This window comes from Acidicapsa acidisoli (genome assembly GCF_025685625.1).
Classification (GTDB): Bacteria; Acidobacteriota; Terriglobia; order Terriglobales; family Acidobacteriaceae; genus Acidicapsa; species Acidicapsa acidisoli.
In genome coordinates, this window is record NZ_JAGSYI010000002.1 from 1,722,986 (window position 1) to 1,745,671 (window position 22,686).

General features: G+C 56.8%; 18 protein-coding genes, 2 tRNA genes, 3 rRNA genes and 1 pseudogene. 10 read left to right on the forward strand and 14 right to left on the reverse strand.

From position 1 onward, the window contains the following. Positions 1-63: 63 nt before the first annotated feature. The 11 genes from queD to mtnB form a co-directional block, all read right to left on the reverse strand. On the reverse strand, positions 64-429 hold the full coding sequence (gene queD / locus OHL23_RS16890; RefSeq protein ID WP_263353087.1) for a 6-carboxytetrahydropterin synthase QueD: 366 nt from the start codon (positions 427-429) through the stop codon (positions 64-66). Positions 430-438: 9 nt separating this feature from the next. After that, positions 439-1,092, reverse strand: coding sequence for a 7-carboxy-7-deazaguanine synthase (gene queE / locus OHL23_RS16895; protein WP_263353088.1), 654 nt, complete (start codon positions 1,090-1,092; stop codon positions 439-441). Positions 1,093-1,192: 100 nt separating this feature from the next. Beyond that, a 5S ribosomal RNA gene (gene rrf / locus OHL23_RS16900) occupies positions 1,193-1,308 on the reverse strand. 211 nt (positions 1,309-1,519) lie between these two features. After that, positions 1,520-4,435, reverse strand: a 23S ribosomal RNA gene (locus tag OHL23_RS16905). Between the two features lie 386 nt (positions 4,436-4,821). Continuing rightward, positions 4,822-4,897: transfer RNA gene (locus OHL23_RS16910), tRNA-Ala, on the reverse strand. Between the two features lie 26 nt (positions 4,898-4,923). Further along, positions 4,924-5,000, reverse strand: a tRNA-Ile gene (locus OHL23_RS16915). A 301-nt stretch (positions 5,001-5,301) separates the two neighbouring features. After that, positions 5,302-6,803 (reverse strand): 16S ribosomal RNA (locus tag OHL23_RS16920). Together the 16S, 23S and 5S rRNA genes with 2 tRNA genes alongside form the textbook arrangement of a ribosomal RNA operon. 1,067 nt (positions 6,804-7,870) lie before the next feature. Beyond that, positions 7,871-8,563 (reverse strand): MarC family protein, encoded by a 693-nt coding sequence (locus tag OHL23_RS16925; RefSeq protein WP_263353089.1) that lies wholly within the window; start codon positions 8,561-8,563, stop codon positions 7,871-7,873. Between the two features lie 210 nt (positions 8,564-8,773). Then, a complete protein-coding gene (gene mtnC, locus OHL23_RS16930) occupies positions 8,774-9,493 on the reverse strand; it encodes an acireductone synthase (RefSeq protein ID WP_263353090.1) in 720 nt (239 codons plus the stop codon). Further along, positions 9,490-10,059, reverse strand: a complete 570-nt coding sequence (locus OHL23_RS16935; protein WP_263353091.1) for a cupin domain-containing protein — start codon at positions 10,057-10,059, stop codon at positions 9,490-9,492. Before OHL23_RS16935 ends, mtnC begins: the two co-directional genes overlap by 4 nt. Positions 10,060-10,106: 47 nt before the next feature. Beyond that, positions 10,107-10,769 carry a methylthioribulose 1-phosphate dehydratase gene (gene mtnB / locus OHL23_RS16940; RefSeq protein WP_263353092.1) on the reverse strand — a complete coding sequence of 221 codons (663 nt, stop codon included), beginning with the start codon at positions 10,767-10,769 and terminating at the stop codon, positions 10,107-10,109. A 200-nt stretch (positions 10,770-10,969) separates the two neighbouring features. Here mtnB and bla point away from each other — a divergent pair, with 200 nt between their 5' ends. The 4 genes from bla (at position 10,970) to OHL23_RS16960 (ending at position 14,895) form a co-directional block, all read left to right on the forward strand. Beyond that, positions 10,970-11,842 (forward strand): subclass B3 metallo-beta-lactamase, encoded by an 873-nt coding sequence (gene bla / locus OHL23_RS16945; RefSeq protein ID WP_449701816.1) that lies wholly within the window; start codon positions 10,970-10,972, stop codon positions 11,840-11,842. 45 nt (positions 11,843-11,887) lie between these two features. Then, a complete protein-coding gene (locus OHL23_RS16950; RefSeq protein WP_263353094.1) occupies positions 11,888-12,658 on the forward strand; it encodes an RNA methyltransferase in 771 nt (256 codons plus the stop codon). A gap of 156 nt (positions 12,659-12,814) precedes the next feature. Continuing rightward, positions 12,815-14,215: an energy transducer TonB gene (locus tag OHL23_RS16955; protein WP_263353095.1), complete on the forward strand. Its 1,401-nt coding sequence runs from the start codon at positions 12,815-12,817 to the stop codon at positions 14,213-14,215. Continuing rightward, positions 14,212-14,895 carry an ankyrin repeat domain-containing protein gene (locus OHL23_RS16960; RefSeq protein WP_263353096.1) on the forward strand — a complete coding sequence of 228 codons (684 nt, stop codon included), beginning with the start codon at positions 14,212-14,214 and terminating at the stop codon, positions 14,893-14,895. The genes OHL23_RS16955 and OHL23_RS16960 overlap by 4 nt, the downstream gene beginning before the upstream one ends. 42 nt (positions 14,896-14,937) lie before the next feature. Here OHL23_RS16960 and OHL23_RS16965 read toward each other — a convergent pair whose 3' ends face one another. Then, positions 14,938-15,297, reverse strand: a complete 360-nt coding sequence (locus OHL23_RS16965) for a VOC family protein (RefSeq protein WP_263353097.1) — start codon at positions 15,295-15,297, stop codon at positions 14,938-14,940. A gap of 2 nt (positions 15,298-15,299) precedes the next feature. Next, positions 15,300-15,485 carry a hypothetical protein gene (locus OHL23_RS16970; protein WP_263353098.1) on the reverse strand — a complete coding sequence of 62 codons (186 nt, stop codon included), beginning with the start codon at positions 15,483-15,485 and terminating at the stop codon, positions 15,300-15,302. Between the two features lie 55 nt (positions 15,486-15,540). Between OHL23_RS16970 and OHL23_RS16975 the strand changes: the two genes are divergently transcribed. The 6 genes and pseudogenes from OHL23_RS16975 to OHL23_RS17000 all read left to right on the forward strand — a co-directional run bounded on the left by OHL23_RS16975 (position 15,541) and on the right by OHL23_RS17000 (position 21,481). Then, on the forward strand, positions 15,541-15,816 hold the full coding sequence (locus OHL23_RS16975) for a hypothetical protein (protein ID WP_317891693.1): 276 nt from the start codon (positions 15,541-15,543) through the stop codon (positions 15,814-15,816). A 208-nt stretch (positions 15,817-16,024) separates the two neighbouring features. After that, positions 16,025-16,303, forward strand: coding sequence for a hypothetical protein (locus tag OHL23_RS16980; protein WP_263353099.1), 279 nt, complete (start codon positions 16,025-16,027; stop codon positions 16,301-16,303). Between the two features lie 134 nt (positions 16,304-16,437). Beyond that, the gene (gene moaA, locus OHL23_RS16985) at positions 16,438-17,487 is read left to right on the forward strand and encodes a GTP 3',8-cyclase MoaA (protein ID WP_263353100.1); all 1,050 of its coding nucleotides are present in this window, start codon (positions 16,438-16,440) and stop codon (positions 17,485-17,487) included. A gap of 149 nt (positions 17,488-17,636) precedes the next feature. Further along, positions 17,637-18,659, forward strand: a complete 1,023-nt coding sequence (locus OHL23_RS16990; RefSeq protein ID WP_263353101.1) for a GGDEF domain-containing protein — start codon at positions 17,637-17,639, stop codon at positions 18,657-18,659. 178 nt (positions 18,660-18,837) lie between these two features. Further along, positions 18,838-19,880 (forward strand): annotated as a pseudogene (locus OHL23_RS16995) (NAD-dependent epimerase/dehydratase family protein). Continuing rightward, the gene (locus OHL23_RS17000; RefSeq protein ID WP_263353102.1) at positions 19,868-21,481 is read left to right on the forward strand and encodes a hypothetical protein; all 1,614 of its coding nucleotides are present in this window, start codon (positions 19,868-19,870) and stop codon (positions 21,479-21,481) included. Before OHL23_RS16995 ends, OHL23_RS17000 begins: the two are co-directional and overlap by 13 nt. A gap of 73 nt (positions 21,482-21,554) precedes the next feature. Here the strand turns inward: OHL23_RS17000 and era are convergent, their stop codons facing one another. Continuing rightward, on the reverse strand, positions 21,555-22,682 hold the full coding sequence (gene era / locus OHL23_RS17005) for a GTPase Era (protein ID WP_263353103.1): 1,128 nt from the start codon (positions 22,680-22,682) through the stop codon (positions 21,555-21,557). Positions 22,683-22,686 lie beyond the last annotated feature (4 nt).

The window sequence follows — 22,686 nt, forward strand, 5'->3', positions numbered from 1 at the left end:
GGCAGCAGCAAGCACGCCAATGTGACCTCGAGCTCACTTCATCCGCTCGTGACCGGCAGAAAATCAGCTCTCAGATTCTCCGTTATAGACACACCCGCTGGTACAGGTCTCCTGCACCACAACCTTGCTCAATAATGGCAACGTCGGCCGCAATTCCCTCCAGATCCATCGGGCCAGATTTTCGCTCGTTGGATTCTCCAAACCTGGAACCTCATTCAGGCAGTAGTGATCGATGCGCTCTTCGATCGGCGCAAAGGCAGCTTTAATTGCGGCAAAATCAAGCACCCATCCGAGCACCGGATCGACAGAACCGCTTACGTATATCTGGATCTGAAAGCTGTGACCATGCATCCGCGCGCATTTGTGGCCTGGAGGAACATTCGGCAGCCAGTGCGCGGCTTCAATCGAGAATTGCTTGAAAATCTCCATCCGCTTCTCCTATGGAATCCCCAGGAATTTATGCGTCTGCAGACTCAGCCGCCACGAAGGATGATCGAGACAGTAACGCACAGCAGACTGAGTGTTGAGGATCTGGTTCGGACCATCCATCGGCTGGAGGAAGAAGTTTCTGAATGCAAGCTTCTCAAAATCGGAGGGGTCGAGCCCGGTCTGAGGAAAGACCAGCTTCAACTCATTCCCGGATTGCTGGACAAGCCGCGTCCCCGCTTTGGGACTGACACACAGCCAGTCCACACCCTCTGGAGCGTGCACGGTTCCGTTGGTTTCCACCGCAATTTCGAAATTGAGGGAGTGCAGTGCGCCAATCAAAGCTCTATCCAGTTGGAGCAACGGCTCGCCGCCAGTACACACAACAAACTTCCGATGCAAAGCCTTGGCAGCCGTAGGCGATTCTTTCGGCCATGCCAGATCGATTGCCGCCGCCAGGGCCTCGGCGGATTCAAACTTTCCGCCGCCCACGCCGTCAACGCCAACGAAATCCGTGTCGCAAAATTGGCAAACCGCCGTTGCGCGATCAGCCTCGCGGCCCGACCAGAGATTGCAGCCGGAAAAGCGGCAAAATACCGCAGCGCGGCCAGCCTGCGCACCTTCCCCTTGCAAGGTGTAGAAAATCTCTTTGACTGTGTAGCTCATGAAGGAGTCCGTTCAATGAATGGATGCTGCTTGCATCCCGAAAGCTGTAAAAACACAAAAGGCCAGTCCGCAATGGACTGGCCTTTTGTACTGATGATTATGCCGGCGATCACCTAATCTCCCACACAGTTACCCGTGCAGTACCATCGGCCCAGCGAGGCTTAACTTCCGTGTTCGGGATGGGAACGGGTGATCCCTCGCGGTATGGTCACCGGCAAACTTGATGGCGCTTGGCGGGTGGTTCCCCGCAGCCAGGCACTCTGATTCGCTCGCATACAGATTGTTTCTTCTTGCTCGCGAGCGCAGGTGCAAACAGCAAACTGGCGCCAAAAACTTGCAAAACGAAATTGATCGGGTAATACAAGGTGTTACAGAAGAATGTCGATAAGAATCACTCAAGCAGTTGGTACTGCGCGGAGTTAATTCTATGGACAAGCCGAACGGGCGATTAGTACTGGTAAGCTACACACATTGCTGCGCTTCCACCTCCAGCCTATCAACCAGGTGGTCTTCCTGGGCCCTTCAGGGAAATCTCATCTTGGAGCGTGCTTCCCGCTTATATGCATTCAGCGGTTATCACAACCGAACTTCGCTACCCAGCCGTGCCATTGGCATGACAACTGGAACACAAGAGGTTCGTCCATCCCGGTCCTCTCGTACTAAGGACAGCCCTCCTCAAATTTCCTACGCCCACAGCAGATAGGGACCGAACTGTCTCGCGACGTTCTGAACCCAGCTCACGTACCGCTTTAATAGGCGAACAGCCTAACCCTTGGAACCTTCTACAGCTCCAGGATGCGATGAGCCGACATCGAGGTGCCAAACCATTGCGTCGATATGAACTCTTGGCAATGATCAGCCTGTTATCCCCGGCGTACCTTTTATCCGTTGAGCGATGGCCCTTCCATACAGAACCACCGGATCACTAAAGCCTGCTTTCGCACCTGCTCGACTTGTAGGTCTCACAGTTAACCACTCTTATGCTTTTGCACTCGACGACTGATTTCCAAACAGTCTGAGAGTAGCTTCGCGCGCCTCCGTTACATTTTGGGAGGCGACCGCCCCAGTCAAACTACCCGCCTAACTATGTCCCTCTCCCGGATCACGGGAGGAGGTTAGGATCACAACACTCACAGGGTGGTATCTCACCGTTGGCTCCATCGAATCCGAGAATCCGATATCAAAGCCTCCCACCTATCCTGCGCAGTAAGAGTCATAACCCATAGTTAAGGTGTAGTAAAGGTGCACGGGGTCTTTCCGTCTAGCTGCGGGTAACCGGCATCTTCACCGGTACTACAAATTCGCCGAGCAACTCGTTAAGACAGTCGTACGATCGTTACGCCATTCGTGCAGGTCGGAACTTACCCGACAAGGAATTTCGCTACCTTAGGACCGTTATAGTTACGGCCGCCGTTCACCGGGGCTTCAATTCAAAGCTTCGCTTGCGCTAACCTCTCCTTTTAACCTTCCGGCACCGGGCAGGCGTCAGCCCCTATACGTCGTTTTCGACTTAGCAGAGACCTGTGTTTTTGTTAAACAGTCGCCGTACGCGCTTCACTGCGGCCCACTTGCGTGGGCGCTCCTTCTCCCGAAGTTACGGAGCCAATTTGCCGAGTTCCTTAACGAGCTTTCACTCGAGCGCCTGTGGATATTCTCCTCGTCTACCTGTGTCGGTTTGGGGTACGGTTCCCTTTGTTCTCCTTAGAGGATTTTCTTGGCAGCGTGGAATCATCATCCTAGCCCCATAAGGGACTGCTTTATGCCTCACTGTTAAGCCCCGACGGATTTGCCTATCGGAACCAGCTTACGCATATCGACCGCTATAGCCATAGAGCGGCATGATTATCCTTCTGCGTCACCCCATCGTCAAACGAACATTGGGAGGTCCGGAATATTAACCGGATGTCCATCATCTACGCCTTTCGGCCTCGACTTAGGGACCGCCTAACCCTGAGCGGATTAACCTTCCTCAGGAAACCTTAGACTTTCGGCGCGGAGGGTTCTCACCTCCGTTATCGCTACTTATGCCGGCAGGGTCTCTTCTCAACGCTCCACATGTCCTCTCGGTCATGCTTCGCTGCGGTTGAGAATGCTCTCCTACCACGCACACCATAGGTGTGCATCCGCTGCTTCGGTGTACAGTTTTAGCCCCGTTGTATTATCGGCACCGGACCGCTTGACCAGTGAGCTATTACGCTTTCTTTAAAGGATGGCTGCTTCTAAGCCAACCTCCTGGCTGTCTGAGCGTTCCGACTTCCTTTTCCACTTAACTGTAACTTGGGGACCTTAGCAGGCGGTCTGGGCTGTTTCCCTCTCGACGATGGAGCTTAGCCCCCACCGTCTGACTCCCGGACTGGTTGTCACTGGCATTCGCAGTTTGGTTGGATTCAGTAAGCCGGAAAGCCCCCTAGTCCATCCATCTCTCTACCACCAGTGCAAATCATCCGAGGCTAGCCCTAAAGCTATTTCGGAGAGAACGAGCTATCACGGAATTTGATTAGCCTTTCACCCCTACCCACAGCTCATCCGAGCTTTTTTCAACAAACACCGGTTCGGTCCTCCAGTGGGTGTTACCCCACCTTCAACCTGGCCATGGGTAGATCATCCCGCTTCGCGTCTATTCCTGCCAACTGAACGCCCTGTTCAGACTCGCTTTCGCTTCGGCTCGCTTACGCTTAACCTTGCTGACAAGAATAACTAGCCGGCTCATTATGCAATAGGCACGCGGTCAGACATTCCCTTGCGGGCATAGTCCTCCCACTGCTTGTAGGCACACGGTTTCAGGTACTTTGTACTCCCCTCGACGGGGTGCTTTTCACCTTTCCCTCACGGTACTGGTTCACTATCGGTCAGAGACTAGTATTTAGCCTTACGGGATGGTCCCCGTGGATTCAAGCAGGGTTTCACGTGCCCCGCCTTACTCAGGTACCCGCTTCGAGTCTGGATAGATTTCGTCTACGCGCCTGTCACGCTCTATGGATCCACTTTCCAGAGGATTCGACTATCTACCAGATTGGTAACTCTACTGTTGCGGGCCCTACAACCCCGCAGATACCGAAATATCTACGGTTTGGGCTATTCCGATTTCGCTCGCCACTACTTTCGGAATCGAGGTTTCTTTCTTTTCCTCCAGGTACTGAGATGGTTCACTTCCCTGGGTTTGCTCGTACCCGCCTATGTATTCAGCGGGCCGTTCCTGAGGATTGCTCAGGAGGGTTTCCCCATTCGGAGATCTTCGGATGTAACGCCTGTGTGCGGCTTCCCGAAGCTTATCGCAGCTTGCCACGTCCTTCTTCGCCTGTCTCTGCCAAGGCATCCACCGTGCGCCCTTAGTAGCTTGACCATAGAATTAACTCCAGCGCAGGGAGCCGGATCGCTCCGGTCCTGTTCAAAGTTAATCTTGATTATCCGCCTTGAGATCGATCGCTTGCGACTCGCGTCGCTACGACCATTCTCCTTAAAGACACTCTTCTTTTTTTGAACACTTTCCTAGCCGCTGCGTTCTGTCTTGCGACATATACAGACGGCCAAAATGTGCTCGGCCTTGTATTACCCAATCAATTTCGTTGTCAAAGATCCAGAGCATTCCGACTAAGGAATGTTGAGCCCTAGGGCTTGGAAACCAGTTGAACGGTTAAACTTGATAAACCATTCAACCCCTGTCTCCGGGTCGATGCCATAGCCCATAAGCCATGACGTCCAACCGGATACAGTGAATGATCTGAGGAGTGGTGGAGCTGAACGGGATCGAACCGTTGACCCCCTGCTTGCAAAGCAGGTGCTCTCCCAACTGAGCTACAGCCCCAACTTCTTGGGAACGTGCGGCTGAGATGGTGGGCCTGGGTAGATTCGAACTACCGACCTCACCCTTATCAGGGGTGCGCTCTAACCAACTGAGCTACAGGCCCGAGTTAGTTGTCACTCCTGGGCGGCTGCGTTTGAAGTCAACTTGCGACCAAACAACAGCGCGATTGCTCTTAATCCATCCTCATCCATTCAAAAAGGTTTCGAGGACAAGGTTGAACGTGCAGAGCGACTACGTCGCTCGGGACCATCGTGGAAAACAAATCAGTCAGAGAAGGCCTGAACCGGACTCCTGCAAGCAAGACTCGCGTCTGACTTACAGGGTTGTGTGACCACCGCATCCTACGTCTCTCGACGTTCCGCATTCGCGGAAGGGATGCTAAGCGCCACAGCGTTCTCTCTTAGAAAGGAGGTGATCCAGCCGCAGGTTCTCCTACGGCTACCTTGTTACGACTTCACCCCAATCATGAATTACACCTTGGACGGCTGCCTCTCTTGCGAGTTAGCCCACCGGCTTCTAGTGCAACCCACTTTCGTGATGTGACGGGCGGTGTGTACAAGGCCCGGGAACGTATTCACCGCGGCATTCTGATCCGCGATTACTAGCGATTCCAGCTTCACGCAGTCGAGTTGCAGACTGCGATCCGAACTGAGGCCGGCTTTTTCCGATTAGCTCCCCCTCGCGGGTTTGCGACGGTTTGTACCGGCCATTGTAGCACGTGTGTAGCCCTGGACATAAAGGCCATGAGGACTTGACGTCATCCCCACCTTCCTCCCCGTTATCCGAGGCGGTTCCACCAGAGTGCCCAACTTAATGATGGCAACTGGGGGTAAGGGTTGCGCTCGTTGCGGGACTTAACCCAACATCTCACGACACGAGCTGACGACAGCCATGCAGCACCTATATTGCAGCCCCTTGCGGGGAAGTGATGTTTCCACCACGGTCCACAACATTTCGAGCCCAGGTAAGGTTCTTCGCGTTGCGTCGAATTAAACCACATGCTCCACCGCTTGTGCGGGCCCCCGTCAATTCCTTTGAGTTTCAGCCTTGCGACCGTACTCCCCAGGCGGACTGCTTAACGCGTTAGCTACGGCACGGCGGGATTGGGTACCCGCCACACCAAGCAGTCATCGTTTAGGGCTAGGACTACCAGGGTATCTAATCCTGTTTGCTCCCCTAGCTTTCGTGTTTCAGCGTCAGTAATGGTCCAGTGAGCCGCTTTCGCCACAGGTGTTCCTCCTGATATCTACGCATTTCACCGCTACACCAGGAATTCCACTCACCTCTCCCATACTCAAGCCCGGCAGTTTCGTGTGCAGACTTCGGGTTGAGCCCGAAGATTTCACACACGACTTACCAAACCGCCTACACACCCTTTACGCCCAATAATTCCGAACAACGCTTGCCCCCCTCGTATTACCGCGGCTGCTGGCACGAAGTTAGCCGGGGCTTCTTCTTCCGGTACCGTCATAATCGTCCCGATCGAAAGGAGTTTACATCCCAAGGGATTTCATCCTCCACGCGGCGTTGCTGCGTCAGGGTTTCCCCCATTGCGCAAAATTCCCCACTGCTGCCTCCCGTAGGAGTCTGGACCGTGTTTCAGTTCCAGTGTGTCCGTGCGCCCTCTCAGGCCGGATACCGATCATTGTCTTGGTGGGCCATTACCCCGCCAACTAACTAATCGGCCGCGACCCCCTCCTGAAGCGAATTGCTCCTTTGACCCGTAGGTATTATGCGGTATTAGCTAAGGTTTCCCTCAGTTATTCCCCACTCCAGGGTAGGTTAGTCACGTGTTACTCACCCGTGCGCCACTGTACTCAGGTATTGCTACCCTTTCTCGTTCGACTTGCATGTGTTAGGCACGCCGCCAGCGTTGATTCTGAGCCAGGATCAAACTCTCGTTTGAAACTGTTCACCAGTCCTAGGCGACGGAGGTCGACCTGGATCTGGCAGCACCACGGAATAAATCCGTGATGACTTATTTTGTGAGAAGATTCAAGCCAAAGCTGCTTGTCTTCATCACGACTGGCACGTTCAACCTGTTGTCAAAGATCCTTACGACCCTCCGCCTGAGCGGTGCCGTTTGGATCGAGGCCCGGAATCGCTTCCGAGTGTCCTCGAACTTGTGCGCCGATTTCTACTCCGATTCGCTTTCGCGTCATCGTTTCGTCGTCGTTAGCGCCTTTCCCAGTTTACCGTTTCTCTATCCCTCTGTCAACTCTTTTGTTTTCACTCTTTTATCGAGCCGCTCATCTTCATTGATAGCGGTTGCAACTCGAACAAGTGAAATCCCAGAGGACCGATAAAGCCGGATTCCGTGAAATCGCTGCTGCGCAAAAATTTGAAAGATCAACCAGCATTTCGCCCAAGCCAATATTGGCTTGCGAGGCCCAAATACTCCCGGGTCCTCGGGTCTTGCAATGGTATGTTCTCTGCGGGATTCCCTACAGGGGTAGAGGGGCACTTGCCTCACCTCACCCAACGAACCGGCTTCTCGTCTCCCTTTCGGGCTGGCTTTTATGCCACTTGAGAAGCTCCACTGCTCTTAAGCAACTTTCTGAGAGTATCACTGCTCACTCTCATTTGCAAGCCCCAGTCCGAATCTTACTGAACTAAGTTGAAAACTGCTTGCTGCCGTTGCGGTCTAAATTTTGTTTACTGCCCGCTTCCGTCTGCCTCAGTACCGCTTGGCTTTCGGTTGCAACTTTCTGAGACTATCACTGCTTCGTCTCTCTTGCAAGTGCCTCGTTCAAGCTTTATTAATCCTTGCCAGATCACTCTGAACTCAGCCTGAAGTTGTCACTTGCCATTGCTTCCGTAGCCGCCGTGTTGCTTGGCTCCCGGTTGCAACTTTTCGAGAATAGCAACTGCCCAGCCGGAGCGCAAGGATGTTTCTGTTGAAAAACCGGGCAGTTCTGTGCAAATGTGCGAAATGCCCTGTATTGATGCGCCTTTCGCCACAAAACTCTCCACTCAAAAGCCGGCTTGGTGCGCAATCAGACCCAGGTCCGTGAGTCCATTGACGAAGAATTGCATGGCCAGAGCCACCAGCAGCAACCCCATGATGCGCACAAGGATGCGAATACCCGTCTCTCCCATGAAGGTACGCACACGGTCCGCTCCCGCGAGCACCCAGTAGCTGACCAGCGCTGTGAACGCGATGCATCCCACAATCGCGGCCATCTGCCAGGCCGTCGTAACTTGCCCTACCAGCACCATCACGGAAGAAATCGCTCCCGGCCCGGCGAGCATCGGAATCCCCAACGGCACAATCCCAGCGTCCTCCTTGTGCGTGGCTTCCTCGGTATCGCCGCTCGCTTCCTGGGTGGGCGAACGCTTGGCCTGCAGCATATCCAGCCCAATGAGCAGCAGGATCAGTCCGCCGGCAATCTCAAACGCCGGCAACGTAATGCCAAACATGCGGAAGATCACCCGCCCGGCAAACGCAAAGGTAGTCAGAACGATGAAGCAGGTGAGCGCTCCCTTGCGCGCCATACGCGAACGCCGTGCCGGATCGACGCCGTCCGTGATGGCCAGAAACGAAGGGATGGCGGCAAACGGATCGACCAAGAAGAAAATCGAACTGACCGCGAGAAGGGAAAAGCGAACATAAGGCGTCGTTTGCAGCTCATGCAACACGCCTACCGCTGGATTTTCAAATATCACTCTTCAGCCTACTCCCGCGAAGTTACAGTTCGCGCACGTTGCGCCGTGTCATCCACAGGCCTCATCGCTTAGAGCAAACGAAGGAAGGTGGCGGATGCAATGTTTTCCGTTCCTCACGATTGAGGCTTCCCGAAATTGCCCTATCCGGCCACCTGAACCAGCTCGACGAAGTCAGCAATGCTTTCGGAATACAGGAGATTGAGAGAAATCCTATTCAATTTCGGCAAACGAAGGGATGGCGGCGTGTCCGCGCAGATCCGGGACAGCCTGATTCCCTTCTCTCACCGAGAGCCGCGTCTCGCACCCAGCCTCTCGCGCAGGGTCCAGCTCCCGCAGCAAATCGGAAACAAAGAGTATCTCCTCCGTCTTAACCCCCATGGCATCAGCAATTGTCCGATAGCTTTCTGGCGCAGTCTTTGGCCCGGTGTGCGTGTCAAAGTAGGCGGAAATAAAAGGCGTGAGATCCCCGGCACTGGAATATCGAAAGAGCAGTTGCTGCGCCTCCACGGACCCCGAAGAGTAAATCGCAACCCGGGCCTCGCGGCTCCATCGGGCCAGAGCTTCCGGCACATCGGCAAAGACCGTCCCCACCAGTTCGCCCGCCAAAAATCCAGCTTTCCAAATCTTCCCTTGCAAACTCTTGAGCGCCGTTGATTTTCGATCCCGATCCATCAGCCACAGCAGATAAGCAGACGCCCGATCCACGCCATCCCCGCCAAGGAACCTCGGAACATCCAAACCAGCTTCGCCGCGGTTCTCCTCGGCCAGCAATGCCAAATCAGCCGCAACCTCCGGCTCATCGGCGTGTTCAGTCAGAAACTCCCGCAAATGCTTCCGCGCATAAGGAAAAAGCTGCTCTGAAACCAGCGAAACCGGCGAAGTCGTACCCTCGACATCGAGCAGATAAACACGCGGGCGGGCCGAAATCATGCGGTAATCGTCGTCTCGACGCGCTCGCCCAGGTAAGCCGGGCCAAAGCAAATCGGCTGATAGTTTTGGTCCACGCCAGAGCCGGTGTAATGCGGAGTCCAACCCGTCGTGTCCTGAAACCACCGAATCGCCCGAATGCGCCGGTCCTCGCACAAAGTGAACCAGTGCGTCGTACCCTTCGGCACTCGCAGCAGATCTCCCGGGCCGACCTCCACCGAAACCACCTGTTCGTACTGATGCAGAAAGAAAATCCCCCGCCCGGCAAGAATGAACCGCACCTCGTCCTCAGAGTGCGTATGCTCCTTGTCGAAGCGCGCCAGCATCGATTCAAGGCCCGGCGTATCGGAATTCACGTCAATCACATCGGCCGTCATATACCCGCCAAGCCGTTTCATCTCGTCGATCTCGGCAGCATAAGCCGCAAGCACAGCCTCCGCGGAAGCATCGTCGGTGACCCGGGAAAGATCCCAGCGCTCGTAATCCACTCCCAGCGTTGAAAGCTCTGCGCGTATCGATAACTCATCATGAAGCGTCTTTTCTTCCGAAAGAACTCGAACCACAGCCATAGACGTATCTCCCGGAGTTCGGCGAGAACGATTACCGCCCTCCAAAATCAAGATTCGCAGCTCAGCCTGCGCGATTCAACCTCGAAGAGGAATTCCAAAGCCTCCAGGTGCCGCCGCGTTCCCGCAATCGATTCCCCCCAAGTATAGAGGCCATGCCGCCGCAGCAACACCCCATGCGCAGCCGGATAATCGCGCAGAGCACCAGCCACTTCCAGTGCAAGCCCGGCATATTCCTGCGAATTTTCGAGAATCGGCACCAGCTCGCGATGCTCATGCGTGGTCACGTCAGAGAGCGCCTTGAGCAGTTCGTAATTCTCAAGCGGGACCGCACCATCCCGCGCGAACCGGTCGGAAAGCAGCGTATTCCAGATCGAATGCACATGAAAGATTGCCCCCGTGTCCGGGCGGTTACGATATATGACTCCGTGCAAGCTGGTCTCCGCCGAGGGCTTCCTCGATCCGGCGACCACATCGCAATTCAAGTCGATTTCCAGCAAGTCATCCGGCGTAACGGAGCCCTTGTCCAAACCGCTCGCGGTGATAAAGATCCGTCCCGAAGCCCTGTCGCGAAAGCTGAAGTTGCCCGCCGTCGCCGGAACCCACCCTCGCCGCGCACACTCATGAGCCGCTGCACACAGCGACTCCGCCTGCGAGATCAGTTCCTGATCCCAGGCAATCGTCTGCGTCGGCTCGTTCATTTCTTCCCACATCGCGTAACTCTCTTGATTCATTGTCGCAGAGGCAGTGCAAGGACGATATAAGGCATGAATTCGCACAGCTTACCGGACCCTATACTCAGCTCTGGAGCACTCTCATGCCGCCTCTAGCTCAATCTCTGGCCCAATTCAACCGCCGATCCGCGCTCGGTCTTTTCGGCGCATTTGCGGCCGATGCCGCACTCGCGCCAACGATGCTCCGTGCCGACGTCAACCCCGACTGGACCACCCCGATGCCGCCCTTCCGCATCGCCGGAAATCTCCACTACATCGGCAGCCGCGATCTGGCCAGCTACCTCATCACCACGCCCAAAGGGCACATCCTGATCAACAGCAATCTCGTCACCTCACCGGTGCAGATCCGGGCCAGCATCGAGAAGCTTGGCTTCCACCTCCGCGACGTGAAGGTACTGCTCATCAGCCACGCTCACTACGACCACTGCGCAGGCAGCGCGGAGATCAAGCGGCTCACCGGCGCAAAATACATGGTCATGGACGCCGACGTTTCTGTCGTCGAGTCAGGAGGGCGAACAGATTTCCAGTACGGCACCGACCCCACCATGCACTTCCCGGCGACGAAAGTCGACCGCGCCCTGCACGATGGCGAAACGATTCAATTCGGCGGCATCGAGCTGACAGCACACAAGACTCCGGGGCATACCAAAGGGTGCACGACGTGGTCCATGGATATCTCCAATGATTTTGAATTCCAAAAAGCGGCGGAATCGAAAGCAGCTGGCATGCAAGGTGGCAAAATACAATTTCACGTCGTCATCGTTGGCAGTCCCAACGTGAACCCCGGTTATCGCCTCGTCGACAATAAGAAATACCCTCAGATTGCCTCAGACTACGAACAGTGCTTCCACATCCTTCGACTCCTCAGAGACTGCGGTATCTTCCTGGGGGCACACGGCGGCTACTTCAACATGCTGGCAAAATACGCCCGCCTCAAAGCCGGCGACGCGGCGGCTTTCTTCGATCCCGCCGGATACAAGAGCTACATCGCCGAACGCCAGCAAGCCTTCGAAGCCGAGTTGGCCCGGCAGAAAAAGCCCCATCCCGGCTAGAATCAGTGTTTGCTTACCCCTGCCCAATGCGAGCGCGTAGACGTAGTGCTAGTCTCTCCGCGCAACCCCCTCAACATCGGCGCCGCAGCCCGCGCCATGGCCAACTTCGGCTTCCAGCGCCTCAGCATCGTCGCGCCCTTTGCCGTGAATTGGATGGAGGCCAAATCCGCCGTCGGAGCACCCGACCTGCTGCGCGACGCTAAAGTCTACGAAACGCTTGCCGAAGCGCTCGCTCATTGCACCCTGGTGCTCGGCACCGGTTCTCTCGATCGCAGACGTCCGGCGCAGGAAATCCTGAATCTGCCGGATGCAGCCGCACAAGTCCGCAGCGTCCTTGCCTTAAGGAGCGCCCCGAGCAGAGAATCCGGCCAAAGCCGCGTAGCCCTCGTCTTCGGCTCAGAAAAACACGGCCTCACCAGCGACGATCTCTCCTGGTGCCACGCGCTCATCGTCATCGAAACCTGCGAAGCCCAGCCCTCCATGAACCTCGGCCAGGCCGTAGCCGTCTGTCTTTACGAGATCTCCCGCAACGCCTCCGCCGAAAGCGCGGCGCGCCTACCCCTACCTCCACAACCCGATTCAGGCCAGCCCAACTCAGGACAACCCAACTCCGAACAACTTGATCGCCTCGCCGGACTCATCGAAGAAACCATGGAAGCGGTCAACTACTCGACCCGAGGCATGCGCTCGGCCAACGGAGAAGCCCTGCGCGTGCTTCTTCGTCGTCTGATGCCCAACGAAGCCGACCTCCGCCGCATGATGGGTCTTTTCCGCCGGATTCTCTGGCAGCTTGCAAAACGTAACGGCAAAGTTTAAGAAAGATTCTCCGGAAATTCCTCGAATCCTGCTAGAGTTTCGGGCAAGGCCACTATGAGATTTCTCCCCCATACCCCCATCGTTTTGAGGTCCAAATCCGTCTCCGCTCAAGCACTGCGGCGAGCGTTGCCGTTGAGACACCATCCCGGAGTCGCGTTGTCCTTGCTCCTGCTCATGGCAGCTTCAGTCCCGTTGCTCAGCCAAAATCCGAGCCAGAATCCAAGTCAGGACGCCCCCGCCCCGTCTCAACCAGCTGTTCAAGCACCCGCCACCAATCCGCCCGCATCCCCGGCGACACCCGTGGCCGCAACCCCGTTCTCGTCTCCGTCCGAATCCGCCCATCCGGGCGATGTCACCGAAGACGAATTGAAACAGTTGCTTGTCGGCAAACAGCTCTTTCTGCGCGGCGGCTACCTGGGCGATTCCCTCAGCTTCACCGAGCACGGCTCCCCAACCGGCCATCCGACCGCAGGCTCGTACACGCTCAGCGGCGTCGAAATCGAAAAAGTACACCTCACCAAACACAAAGTCGAACTTGTCGGCGCGCGTTACGCCCTGCATTTTCTGGGTGCGCTGCCCTACGAAGATGCCTCCAATGCCGTCGACCGGGTAAAGATCACCCCGAAGAAAAAGGTCCTCCGGATCACCATCGACCGCGAACAGGTGGTCAAGCCCAAGAAGGCCAAAGAGGCAAAGGAAAACAAAGCGGACCAAGGCAAGAATCCGTCCAAGACCGCACCAACATCAGGCGAAACACCAAAAGAGATCGTCGCGTCCTCGGAGACCGACGTCGCTGCGCCAACGCAATCCAGCCCGAGCCAATCCCAATCCAGTCCGGCACCGTCTGAATCCGCCCAACCTCAGGCCAAACCCGCGCCTGCAGCGAGCCAGCCCGCGGACCAGACTCCGGAAGAAGCCGCAGACCAAAGAGGAGATCAGGCCGGAGATCAGGCCGCAGACCAGTCCAGCGTCACCACCACCATCTCACCCGCCCACGCGGCAAAAGTGCTCCGCGACGCCCTCGACCGCATCTTTGCCGAGGGGTTGGACACCAAAGTCATGGCCCAGATGCCGCAGTTCTGGCAGCTCTACTATCAGGCCCAGGCTGCGGGAGCTGACTATCGACCGAAAGATCCAGCCGTGCTCCGCTCCAGCGCCGCCGACCAGCAGGCAAAAGTTCTCTCCTCCATCGCTCCGGACTCGAACGAGTTTGCCCAGGCCAACGGAATCGCAGGCCGTGCGCTTTATCGCGCCGTGATCGGAACCGATGGCAAGCCGGGCGAGATCGCCGTCGTGCGCCCCATCGGCTTTGGACTGGACGAAAACGCCGTCGCTGCAATTCGCAAAGCCACCTTCCAGCCTGCGGTGAAAAACGGACAGCCAGTCGCTGAGACCCTCGATCTGGCCGTTCTCTTCCGCATCTACTCCAAGCGCACCTCCGTTGCGGCCTCCGAAGTCAAGGCAGCCGAGCCGGTCAAGCCCGGCCCCTATACCGTGAAGGCCCAGCAGCAACCGCAACAAAATCAACCGCAACAGGATCAACAGCAGCCACAATGAGCCAGCAACTCCTGAAATTCATCCAACGCGGCGCGACTGCTGAAGTAGCCGACGCCGTCGCCGCCGATCCCGAATTACTAACTTGGCGCGATGCTCAGGGAGTCTCAGCCCTTCAATGGTCCATCTACAGCGGCCAGGCGCTGGTTCGCGACTTCTTCCGAACCGAAATGGCGCGTACGGGTATCGCCTTGGACATCTTTGAAGCGGCTTCGGCGGGCGATCTGGCGTCGCTTCGCAGGGCGCTCGACGCGTCCCCCGGCTCCATCAACGCGTTTTCATCGGACGGATGGACACCGCTGCATCTCGCCGCCGCTTTCGGAACGCCGGAAGCCGTCCAGCTCCTGCTCGAATCCGGCGCTTCAGTCAGCGCCGTCTCAAAGAACGCGCAAACCAATCAGCCGCTGCACGCAGCCCTGGCTCTCGGCCGAAACACAGAAACCATCCGGCTGCTCCTCGACGCAGGCGCCGACCCAAACGCCCGCCAGACCGCCGGCTTCACGGCAATTTTTTCCGCCGCCGCAGCCAATCGCCGCGATCTCTGCGAACTTCTGGTCGGCCACGGGGCCAGCCCCGGAATTCTCAACGATTTCGGCCAATCGGCAGCCGGATTTGCCCGTGAACGCGGGCACGCAGAACTAGCCGATTGGCTTGAAGCACTCAAGATCAACGGATCAAGCTAACCGGCCTACCTGCGAACCCGCTGACTCACCAGCCTGCCGCACTTACTTGGGTTCCCACAGCTCTACTCGATTCCCTTCAGGGTCCGAGAACCACGCAAACCGCCCGAATGGATAATCTTCCTGCTTCGGATCGACGCGCGCCCCGGCAGACGCAAGCCGTTCTAGCACCTCATCCAGCGAATCTACGCGGAAATTCACCATCGCCCGCTGCCTCTCCTCGCCAAAATAGCTCGTATTCTCCGCGAAAAATGAGAAGGTGGTTATGCCCTGAGCTTCCGGACCGTCGAAGCTGGTATAGCCATCCGTCAATGGAATGCCAAGATGCTGGTGATACCACGCCTGCAATCCCTTTGGATCCTTCGCTTTGAAGAAAACCCCGCCAACGCCGACCGCCTTGCCCATGGTCACTCTCCTGCCTCTTCTGAGGATTCGATCAAATCTACCAGACTCGGCTTGTGCTTGCTCTCCCGTCCGTCGCCTTTTGGCCGGTCTTCGACAATCCGGCTGGGCTTGGGTTGGCCCACCTGATCCCGCGCATTCGACTTCACCGCCTTGGTTACCGAGAACTTCTCAATTTTTCGCTTCGTCATGGCGCTCCCTAGTATGGAATACTTTGGAACGGGAAGATAGTTGGAGTTGACCCCGATGATGGAAGAGCGCGATTTTTTTACCGAAACAAACGAGATGAAGACCCACACGCTGGTTTGCCCGCACTGTGGACAGCCAAGTGAACACCAGATCAACTGGGTAGTTCGGCGCAAGCGGACGCAGTTGCCGCGTAACGCCGATGAGCGGGACCGCGCCCGATTCGCCAAGGCGCAACCCTACATGGTGCGGCGCGACGACCTCGTAGCCTGTGGAAACATCCGCTGCCGCAAGCGCTTTGAAATCACGCAACTGCAGACGCTCGCGTTCCTGTAAGCCACATTGCGGGACCGCCAGGCGGCTCGCAACGGCAATTTCATTCGGGCGCGCTGGATCGAAACTGGATCAATCGCAAGTGGGCCATGTTCTTCGCAGTCGGCATCCACGCGGGACGGTTGCGGACTGGTTGCGTTCTTGCCCCGGATGGGATTTACAATCTCTGGGTACAGAAAATCAAAATCGAATAACCCTGGAGAAAACCCTCATGGCAAACGCCCTGCTGCCCGTCGAAGAACGCAACCTGACCCCCGACCAGGTCGAAGCTCTGGACAAGCGCCGCCACTGGGGTCTGACCCTGCAGGTGATCGCCGGACAATTTGCCGTGATCTCAGTCGTCCTTTCCCTCTGGGTCGGTCAGGATCTCACGTACTCTCCCGGCTGGGCTCATCCCATGGCCTATTACATGGCCGTCGCGCTGAGCATCGTTTTCGTCTGCGGAGTCACCGGCACATTGATGCGCCGGGGCGTTCCCAGTCTGGATTAGTCTCTCCCGGGTTAGTCCGCCCGATTATCTGGCTGTTCGAAACTTCCGGCTATCGTACCGCATCAGAACAGTGTGGCCCTTTTGCGTATATCGTGGGGGAGCACAGCTTTTTGTTCTTCGCGATAGCCTAAAGAATGGCAACCCTTCCCCAAATCGACCAAATGCCAGTAGATTTATCCGCTCGCGTCCAAGGGCGCCTCTTTGACAGCCACGGGCGCGTGATCACGGATTTGCGCGTGTCGATCACCGACCGTTGCAATTACAAATGTGTCTATTGCCGGACCGGCCAGGTCGGCGCTCAGTACGCTGAGCTGACAACCGCCGAATACCTGCGCATGATTCGCGCTTTCGTCGAGCTTGGAATCGAAAAGGTGCGGCTCACCGGCGGCGAACCGCTGTTGCGCAAAGATTTGCTCCAGATGGTCCGCGAGCTTTCAAGCTGGCGCACAACTTCGGGCCAGCCGCTCGACCTCGCCATCACCACCAATGGACATCTGCTCGAAAGCCTTGCCAGGCCGCTCAAAGAAGCCGGCTTGACCCGCATCACGGTCAGTATGGACGCCGTCGATGAAGCGACCTTTGAGCGTGTCACTCGCATCCACGGAAGCTTTCATGCCGTCGTGCGAGGCATTCGGGCCGCGCAGCAAGCCGGCATGGGGCGCGTCAAGGTCAACTGCGTTCTGCTCCGCGGCTTCAACGACGATCAGATCGAGGGCTTTGCCGAATTCGCCCGGCGCGAAGACGTCATCGTCCGCTTCATCGAATTCATGCCTCTCGGAGAGGATCGTCTATGGTCTCCAGAGATAGTTGTCCCCCTGCGTGAGATCGTCAACCGCCTCAGCGCGGTATTTCCGCTCCTGCCACTGACACCGAATTCGGCGAGCGAAACTGCCCGCCGCTACGGCTTTTCGGACGGCGTCGGCGAAATCGGTATCATCGCTCCTGTCACACAAGCCTTCTGCGGCGCTTGCAGCCGCGTCCGTCTCACCTCCGACGGAAAGATCCGCACCTGCCTCTTCTCAAACTTCGAACACGACCTCTATCGCCAGATGCGAAACGGAGCAAGCGACGAAGGGCTTCAGGAGTACATCCTCCGCGCAGTAGACAAAAAAGAAGCCCGGCATCATATCGGCGAACCCGGCTTCCTCAAGCCTTCCCGCTCCATGGTGCATATCGGCGGCTGAGCCGTATCCGCGGTGCGTATGAATTAAAATTTTGTTTACCCTTATTTCTAATTGAGTATGATTGCGTGACAACACACTTGCTTATCTTTCGTACACACAGCAATTTCACACGGGTCCATCTGCAACTCCTATAGCCGTAAATCGCACAAATGCCCAGGAGCAGCGCAAATCGAGGGGCCCTGGATGACCTTCTGGTCTTCCATGAGTTGGCGCGTTCGCTCACGTCCACTTTGGACCTCAATTCGATCCTGCGCACCATTCTTGAGTACATGGAACGCTTCATCAACGCGGATCTATGGGCCTTGCTGATGGTCGACCCCCTGCGCCAGGAACTTTACTACGTCTCCCGGGAAGGCGCGGAAGACCCGAGGCTGGCTGACATCCGGGTCAAAGTCGGTGAGGGACTTGCCGGCTGGGTGGCCCACCACGGCGAAACCCTCATCATTCCTGAAGCAGCGACCGACCCGAGAATGGCCGATGCCGCCAGCAGCCAAAGCTTTGCTGTCCGCTCGGCAATCGGCCTGCCGATTCGCGGACGCAAAGGCACCCATGGCGTTCTGGAAATCTTCAACCCTCACATTGACGAACACTCGGACTACACCGTCGCGTTTCTGCATATGCTGGTCGACTATGCAGCCATCGCCATCGAAAACGCGCAGGACATTGCCCAGGTGCAGCAACTCACCATCACCGACGACGTAACCGGCCTCTATAACGCCCGACATCTTTACGCCGTCCTCGAAAGGGAATTGGAGAAAGCCCGCCACGAATCCAAATCGCTCAGCCTCGTCTTTCTTGACCTCGACCGCTTCAAGCTCGTCAACGACGCAAACGGGCACCTGATCGGAAGCCAACTCCTGGGCCTGGTCGGCAAGCGCATTCGAGAGCTTTGCCGCACAACCGACCTCTGCTTCCGCTATGGAGGAGACGAATTCGTGATCCTGATGCCGGTCACAACGCGAGAAGAGGCACTCCGCCTGACGCGCTCCATCCATTCCAATCTCACTCACAGCGTCTTTACAGTTGGAAAAGGCCTGGAACTGACCATAGGAGCAAGCGCCGGCATCGCCACCTACCCAGGCGACGGCCGTTCCGTACACGCAATCCTCGGAGCAGCGGACAAACGCATGTATTCCGTAAAAAGCACTGGCCGAGGCCGCGTAGAAGCCTGATCATCGTCCCACAAAGCACACCTACACCGGTTCTCGCGTCCAGGACGCAGGTTTTCGACGATGAGCGAGCATTTACTTCTCGCTCTAAAGAAAAGCGTTGCACCTTGCCGCGATCGTCTGCAACTTCAGCATCTGGCTGATCTGGATGGTCTGTGCTGCCTCGATATAATCGCTCAATATGCCACATGTTTTGGTTACCGGTGCCTCCGGGTTCTTTGGCGGAATTCTCAAGCGCAGGCTATTACGCGAGGGGCACACGGTAGTCAATCTCGATCTTGAGCACGACGATGATGTTGCAGAGGGACTCACCAGCATTCAGGGAGATCTGCGCAACCGGGAACTGGTAAAGGCACCTTTGCCGAGCATCGTTTCGACGCGGTCTACCACGCTGCGGCCCAGTTGGCGCACAGCATGAAAATGGACGAACATCTGATCTGGACGTCTAATGTCGACGCGACAAAGCTGCTGGCGGAGACTGCGCGTGAAGCCGGAGTGCGGCCATTCGTCTTCATTTCATCCAACTGTTTGTGGGCTGCAAATCTGGGCCATCCCGTGCACGAAGACCACGACGTCCCCAACCCGGTGGAGTTGTACGGCAAGTCCAAGCTTGCCGGTGAACAGCTTCTACTGCAACTCGCCAGCGATTTGGATGTAGTGATCCTGCGCTGTCCAACGATCATGGACGCGGGACGGCTGGGCCTGCTGGCAATTCTCTATGAATTCATCGACGACCACAAGACAGTGTGGGTTGTGGGCAAGGGCGACAACCGCTATCAATTCATCTACGCCGACGACCTCGCCACCGCCTGCATCCAGGCGGCCTCCTACGGAAAATCAGATCTATTCCACATTGGTTCTGACAATGTTCAGTCGATGCGGGCTGTTTACGAAGCAGTGATCCGAAACTCCGGCAGCCGCTCGAAGGTGCAGTCGCTACCCAAAGGTCCGACCATTGCAGCCATGACCTTGGCGCATAAACTGCGTGTCTCGCCGCTTGGTCCCTATCACTACAAGATGATCGCTGAGAGCTTTGTCTTCGATACAGCGCGCATCAAGGAGCGGCTTGTCTGGAGACCTACGCTCACCAACGAAGAGATGCTCCTCAAGGCCTATGACTATTACTCCACACATCGTTCGGAGATCACAGCCCGCACCGGTGTTTCAGCCCATCGCAAGCCTGCCTCCATGGGCATCATAAGGATGTTGAAATGGATTTCGTAAGAAGAGCTCGCCCGCATCGTTTCGCGGTGCCTGAGGCGATCTCCCTCACCTGTTACGCGGTGCTGGTTACATTCCTCACGTGGTTCCATCAACCGTGGGTGGATGAATCCCAGGCTTGGCTCCTCGCACGCGACAACAGTCTGGGCGACATATTTCTCAAGCGGCTTCACTATGAAGGGACACCGGGACTCTGGCATCTCTTACTTTGGATCGCATCCCGTCTCCATCTCAGCTTCACGGCGATGCACTGGTTCACCGCTCTGATCGGCGTAGCAACCGCCTGGGTAATTCTCCGCCATTCCCCGTTCCCTCGCATTGCCCGTATAGGCCTGCCTTTCATCTTCGGCTTTGTCTACCAGACCGCAATCATTGCGCGCAGCTACAGCCTGGTGCCGTTGCTGGCATTCACGCTTTGCATCCTCTTAACCGGCAAAAAGGATCGTCCGGTCGCATTCGCCGCAGTTGCAGGTCTTCTTGCGAACTGCGCCTTGGTGCCCGCGGTCATGTCTTCCGGCTTTGTGGCGCTCTACATCCTGCGACGGCTTTCTCAGCGATGCCAGCGCCCTGCGCAGACAGAACAATCGACTTTGCAGAAGGCAGCGCAGCCCCACCTCGCACTAGCTGGAGCAGTCTTGCTGCTTCTATGGGCCGGAGCAATTTATACCGCACTTCCGGCCCCGGATGTCACCTTTGGACGCGCAGGCCTCATCACCTCGCATCCGCAGTTTGCCCGTGCGCTCAGCTATCTCACCAACATTCCTCTTTCCCATGCAGCGGCAGTTACCCCGTTATCGAGCCCATTGGCGACTCCAGCACCACCGCCAGTGAGTAGGGCGAGATTCCTTCTGAATCACGCCATGTTTGTCTTTTATCCCATCTCTTCTTCCATCATTCTGGGAGTGGCCTTTTATTTACTCTTCTTTCTCTGGATATTTCGGCAACGTGCCCTTGCCGCGCTTCTGCCATTCCTTGTGACCCTCATTGCCTGCCCTGCCCTTGCCTTCTCGACGCATCACGCCTCGTTGCCGCTGACTGCCCTGGTCGCAACTCTTTGGATTGCCTGGGATGTTGCAGCAGCGCCCATCCGTTCCGACTGGAAAGACCGGGCCTTTGCCGCCGTTCTGTTGATCGTTATGGTCGAACAAATCGGCTGGACGGCCGCCGCCGTGCGCCTCGGAATGCGTGTCCCATTCGACGGCAGCCGGGACGCCGCTCAATTTATCGCAACCGAGGTCGGTTCGCAGAGAATTGCCGGCTTTGAGTACTATTCCGTCGCCGTTGAACCATACTCTGAAAGCCGAGTCTTCCCCAATCAAGACACAGCATACTGGCCATGGCGAAACGCGATCGACCCGGACAACCATCTGCCGCAAGTCGTCCAGGAAAGACCCGCCTACATACTCCTGGGCGAACGCTTCGAGGGAACAGTCAACCAGTACGGTCCGCCGCTACCGCAATCCGTCCGCGAAGCGCCAAGTGCGATGCACCAGTACATCCTCGAACACGGCTATCACATAACGCATCGCTTCTGTGGAACCCAGCCGGCACACTTCGGCAATTCCGAGGAAATATGCGAAGTCATCTTTCAGCCGGAAAGCTGACCGAAGTGGTGGTTGACTCAACGCCGCAATCGCAAAGATTGAACCATGCCGTTGAGGCCCCGACTCGCGTCGCCTATTCCTCTGAGGCCGTGTCTTCGGCCTCAACAGCCTGCCGAGCAGCCATATCTTCCAGTTGCTTGCGCCAGTCGAGCGTGTCGATAAATCCCCGCGACTCTCGCCAGCCCGGCTCCACAATCACATGCAGTTCCAGATAGACCCGCGTCCCTAGCAGCGATTCGATCTCCTTGCGCGCGCTCGTTCCAATCGCCTTCAGCTTTGCCCCGCCCTTGCCGATCAGAATCGCCTTCTGCCCATCGCGCTCGCAATAAATCACCGCCGAAATATTGGTCACCGGCAGCTTCTGCTCGGCAAACCCTCCGCCCTTCAGCGGCCGAGGCTTCTTCGGCTTGGCTGAATCGGGCTGCACCTGCGGTTCCTCGAATCTTTCAATCACCACCGCGGCGGCATACGGAACCTCCTCGCCAGTCTCCATCAAAATCCGTTCGCGAATGAGTTCCGCCACCAGAAACCGCTCCGGCTGGTCCGTAAACTGCTCCGGCGGAAAATACCGTTCTCCCTGCGGCAATCGATCCACCAGCTTTTCGATAAGCGTGTCGAGGCCGTCCCGTTTGCGCGCGCTGATCGGAATGACTTCCGCAAAAGTAACCTGCTTCCTCAGCGAATCAATCAACGGCAACAGCGCCTCCCGCCGGATGAGATCGATCTTGTTGATTACCAGAAAAACCGGGCAATCCAGCTTACGCACCAGATTCAAAACAAACTCATCTTCGCTCCTCCAACCGCCTCTTTCGGAGGAAGATTCAGCGGGTGCCCCAGGTCTCGATTCTGAGACCTGGGTTCCATCAGCGTCGCCAGAATCAGACGCACTCAACTGCATCTCCCGGCTCGCATCCACAAGCAGAATCACAATGTCGCGCGTCTCCAGCGCATCGTAGACCTCCTGCATCATCCGCCGGTCAAGCTGCGTTCCCGGCTTGTGCACCCCAGGAGTATCAACAAAAACAATCTGCGCCGCCGGCCTCTTGCTTTTCGCAGGCACTTCGAGCACGCCCGTAATGCGGTTCCGCGTCGTCTGCGGCTTGCTCGTGACAATAGCCACCTTTTCGCCCACCAGCGCATTCAGCAGCGTGCTTTTACCGGCGTTCGGCCGGCCAAGAATCGATACAAATCCAGAACGCAATCTC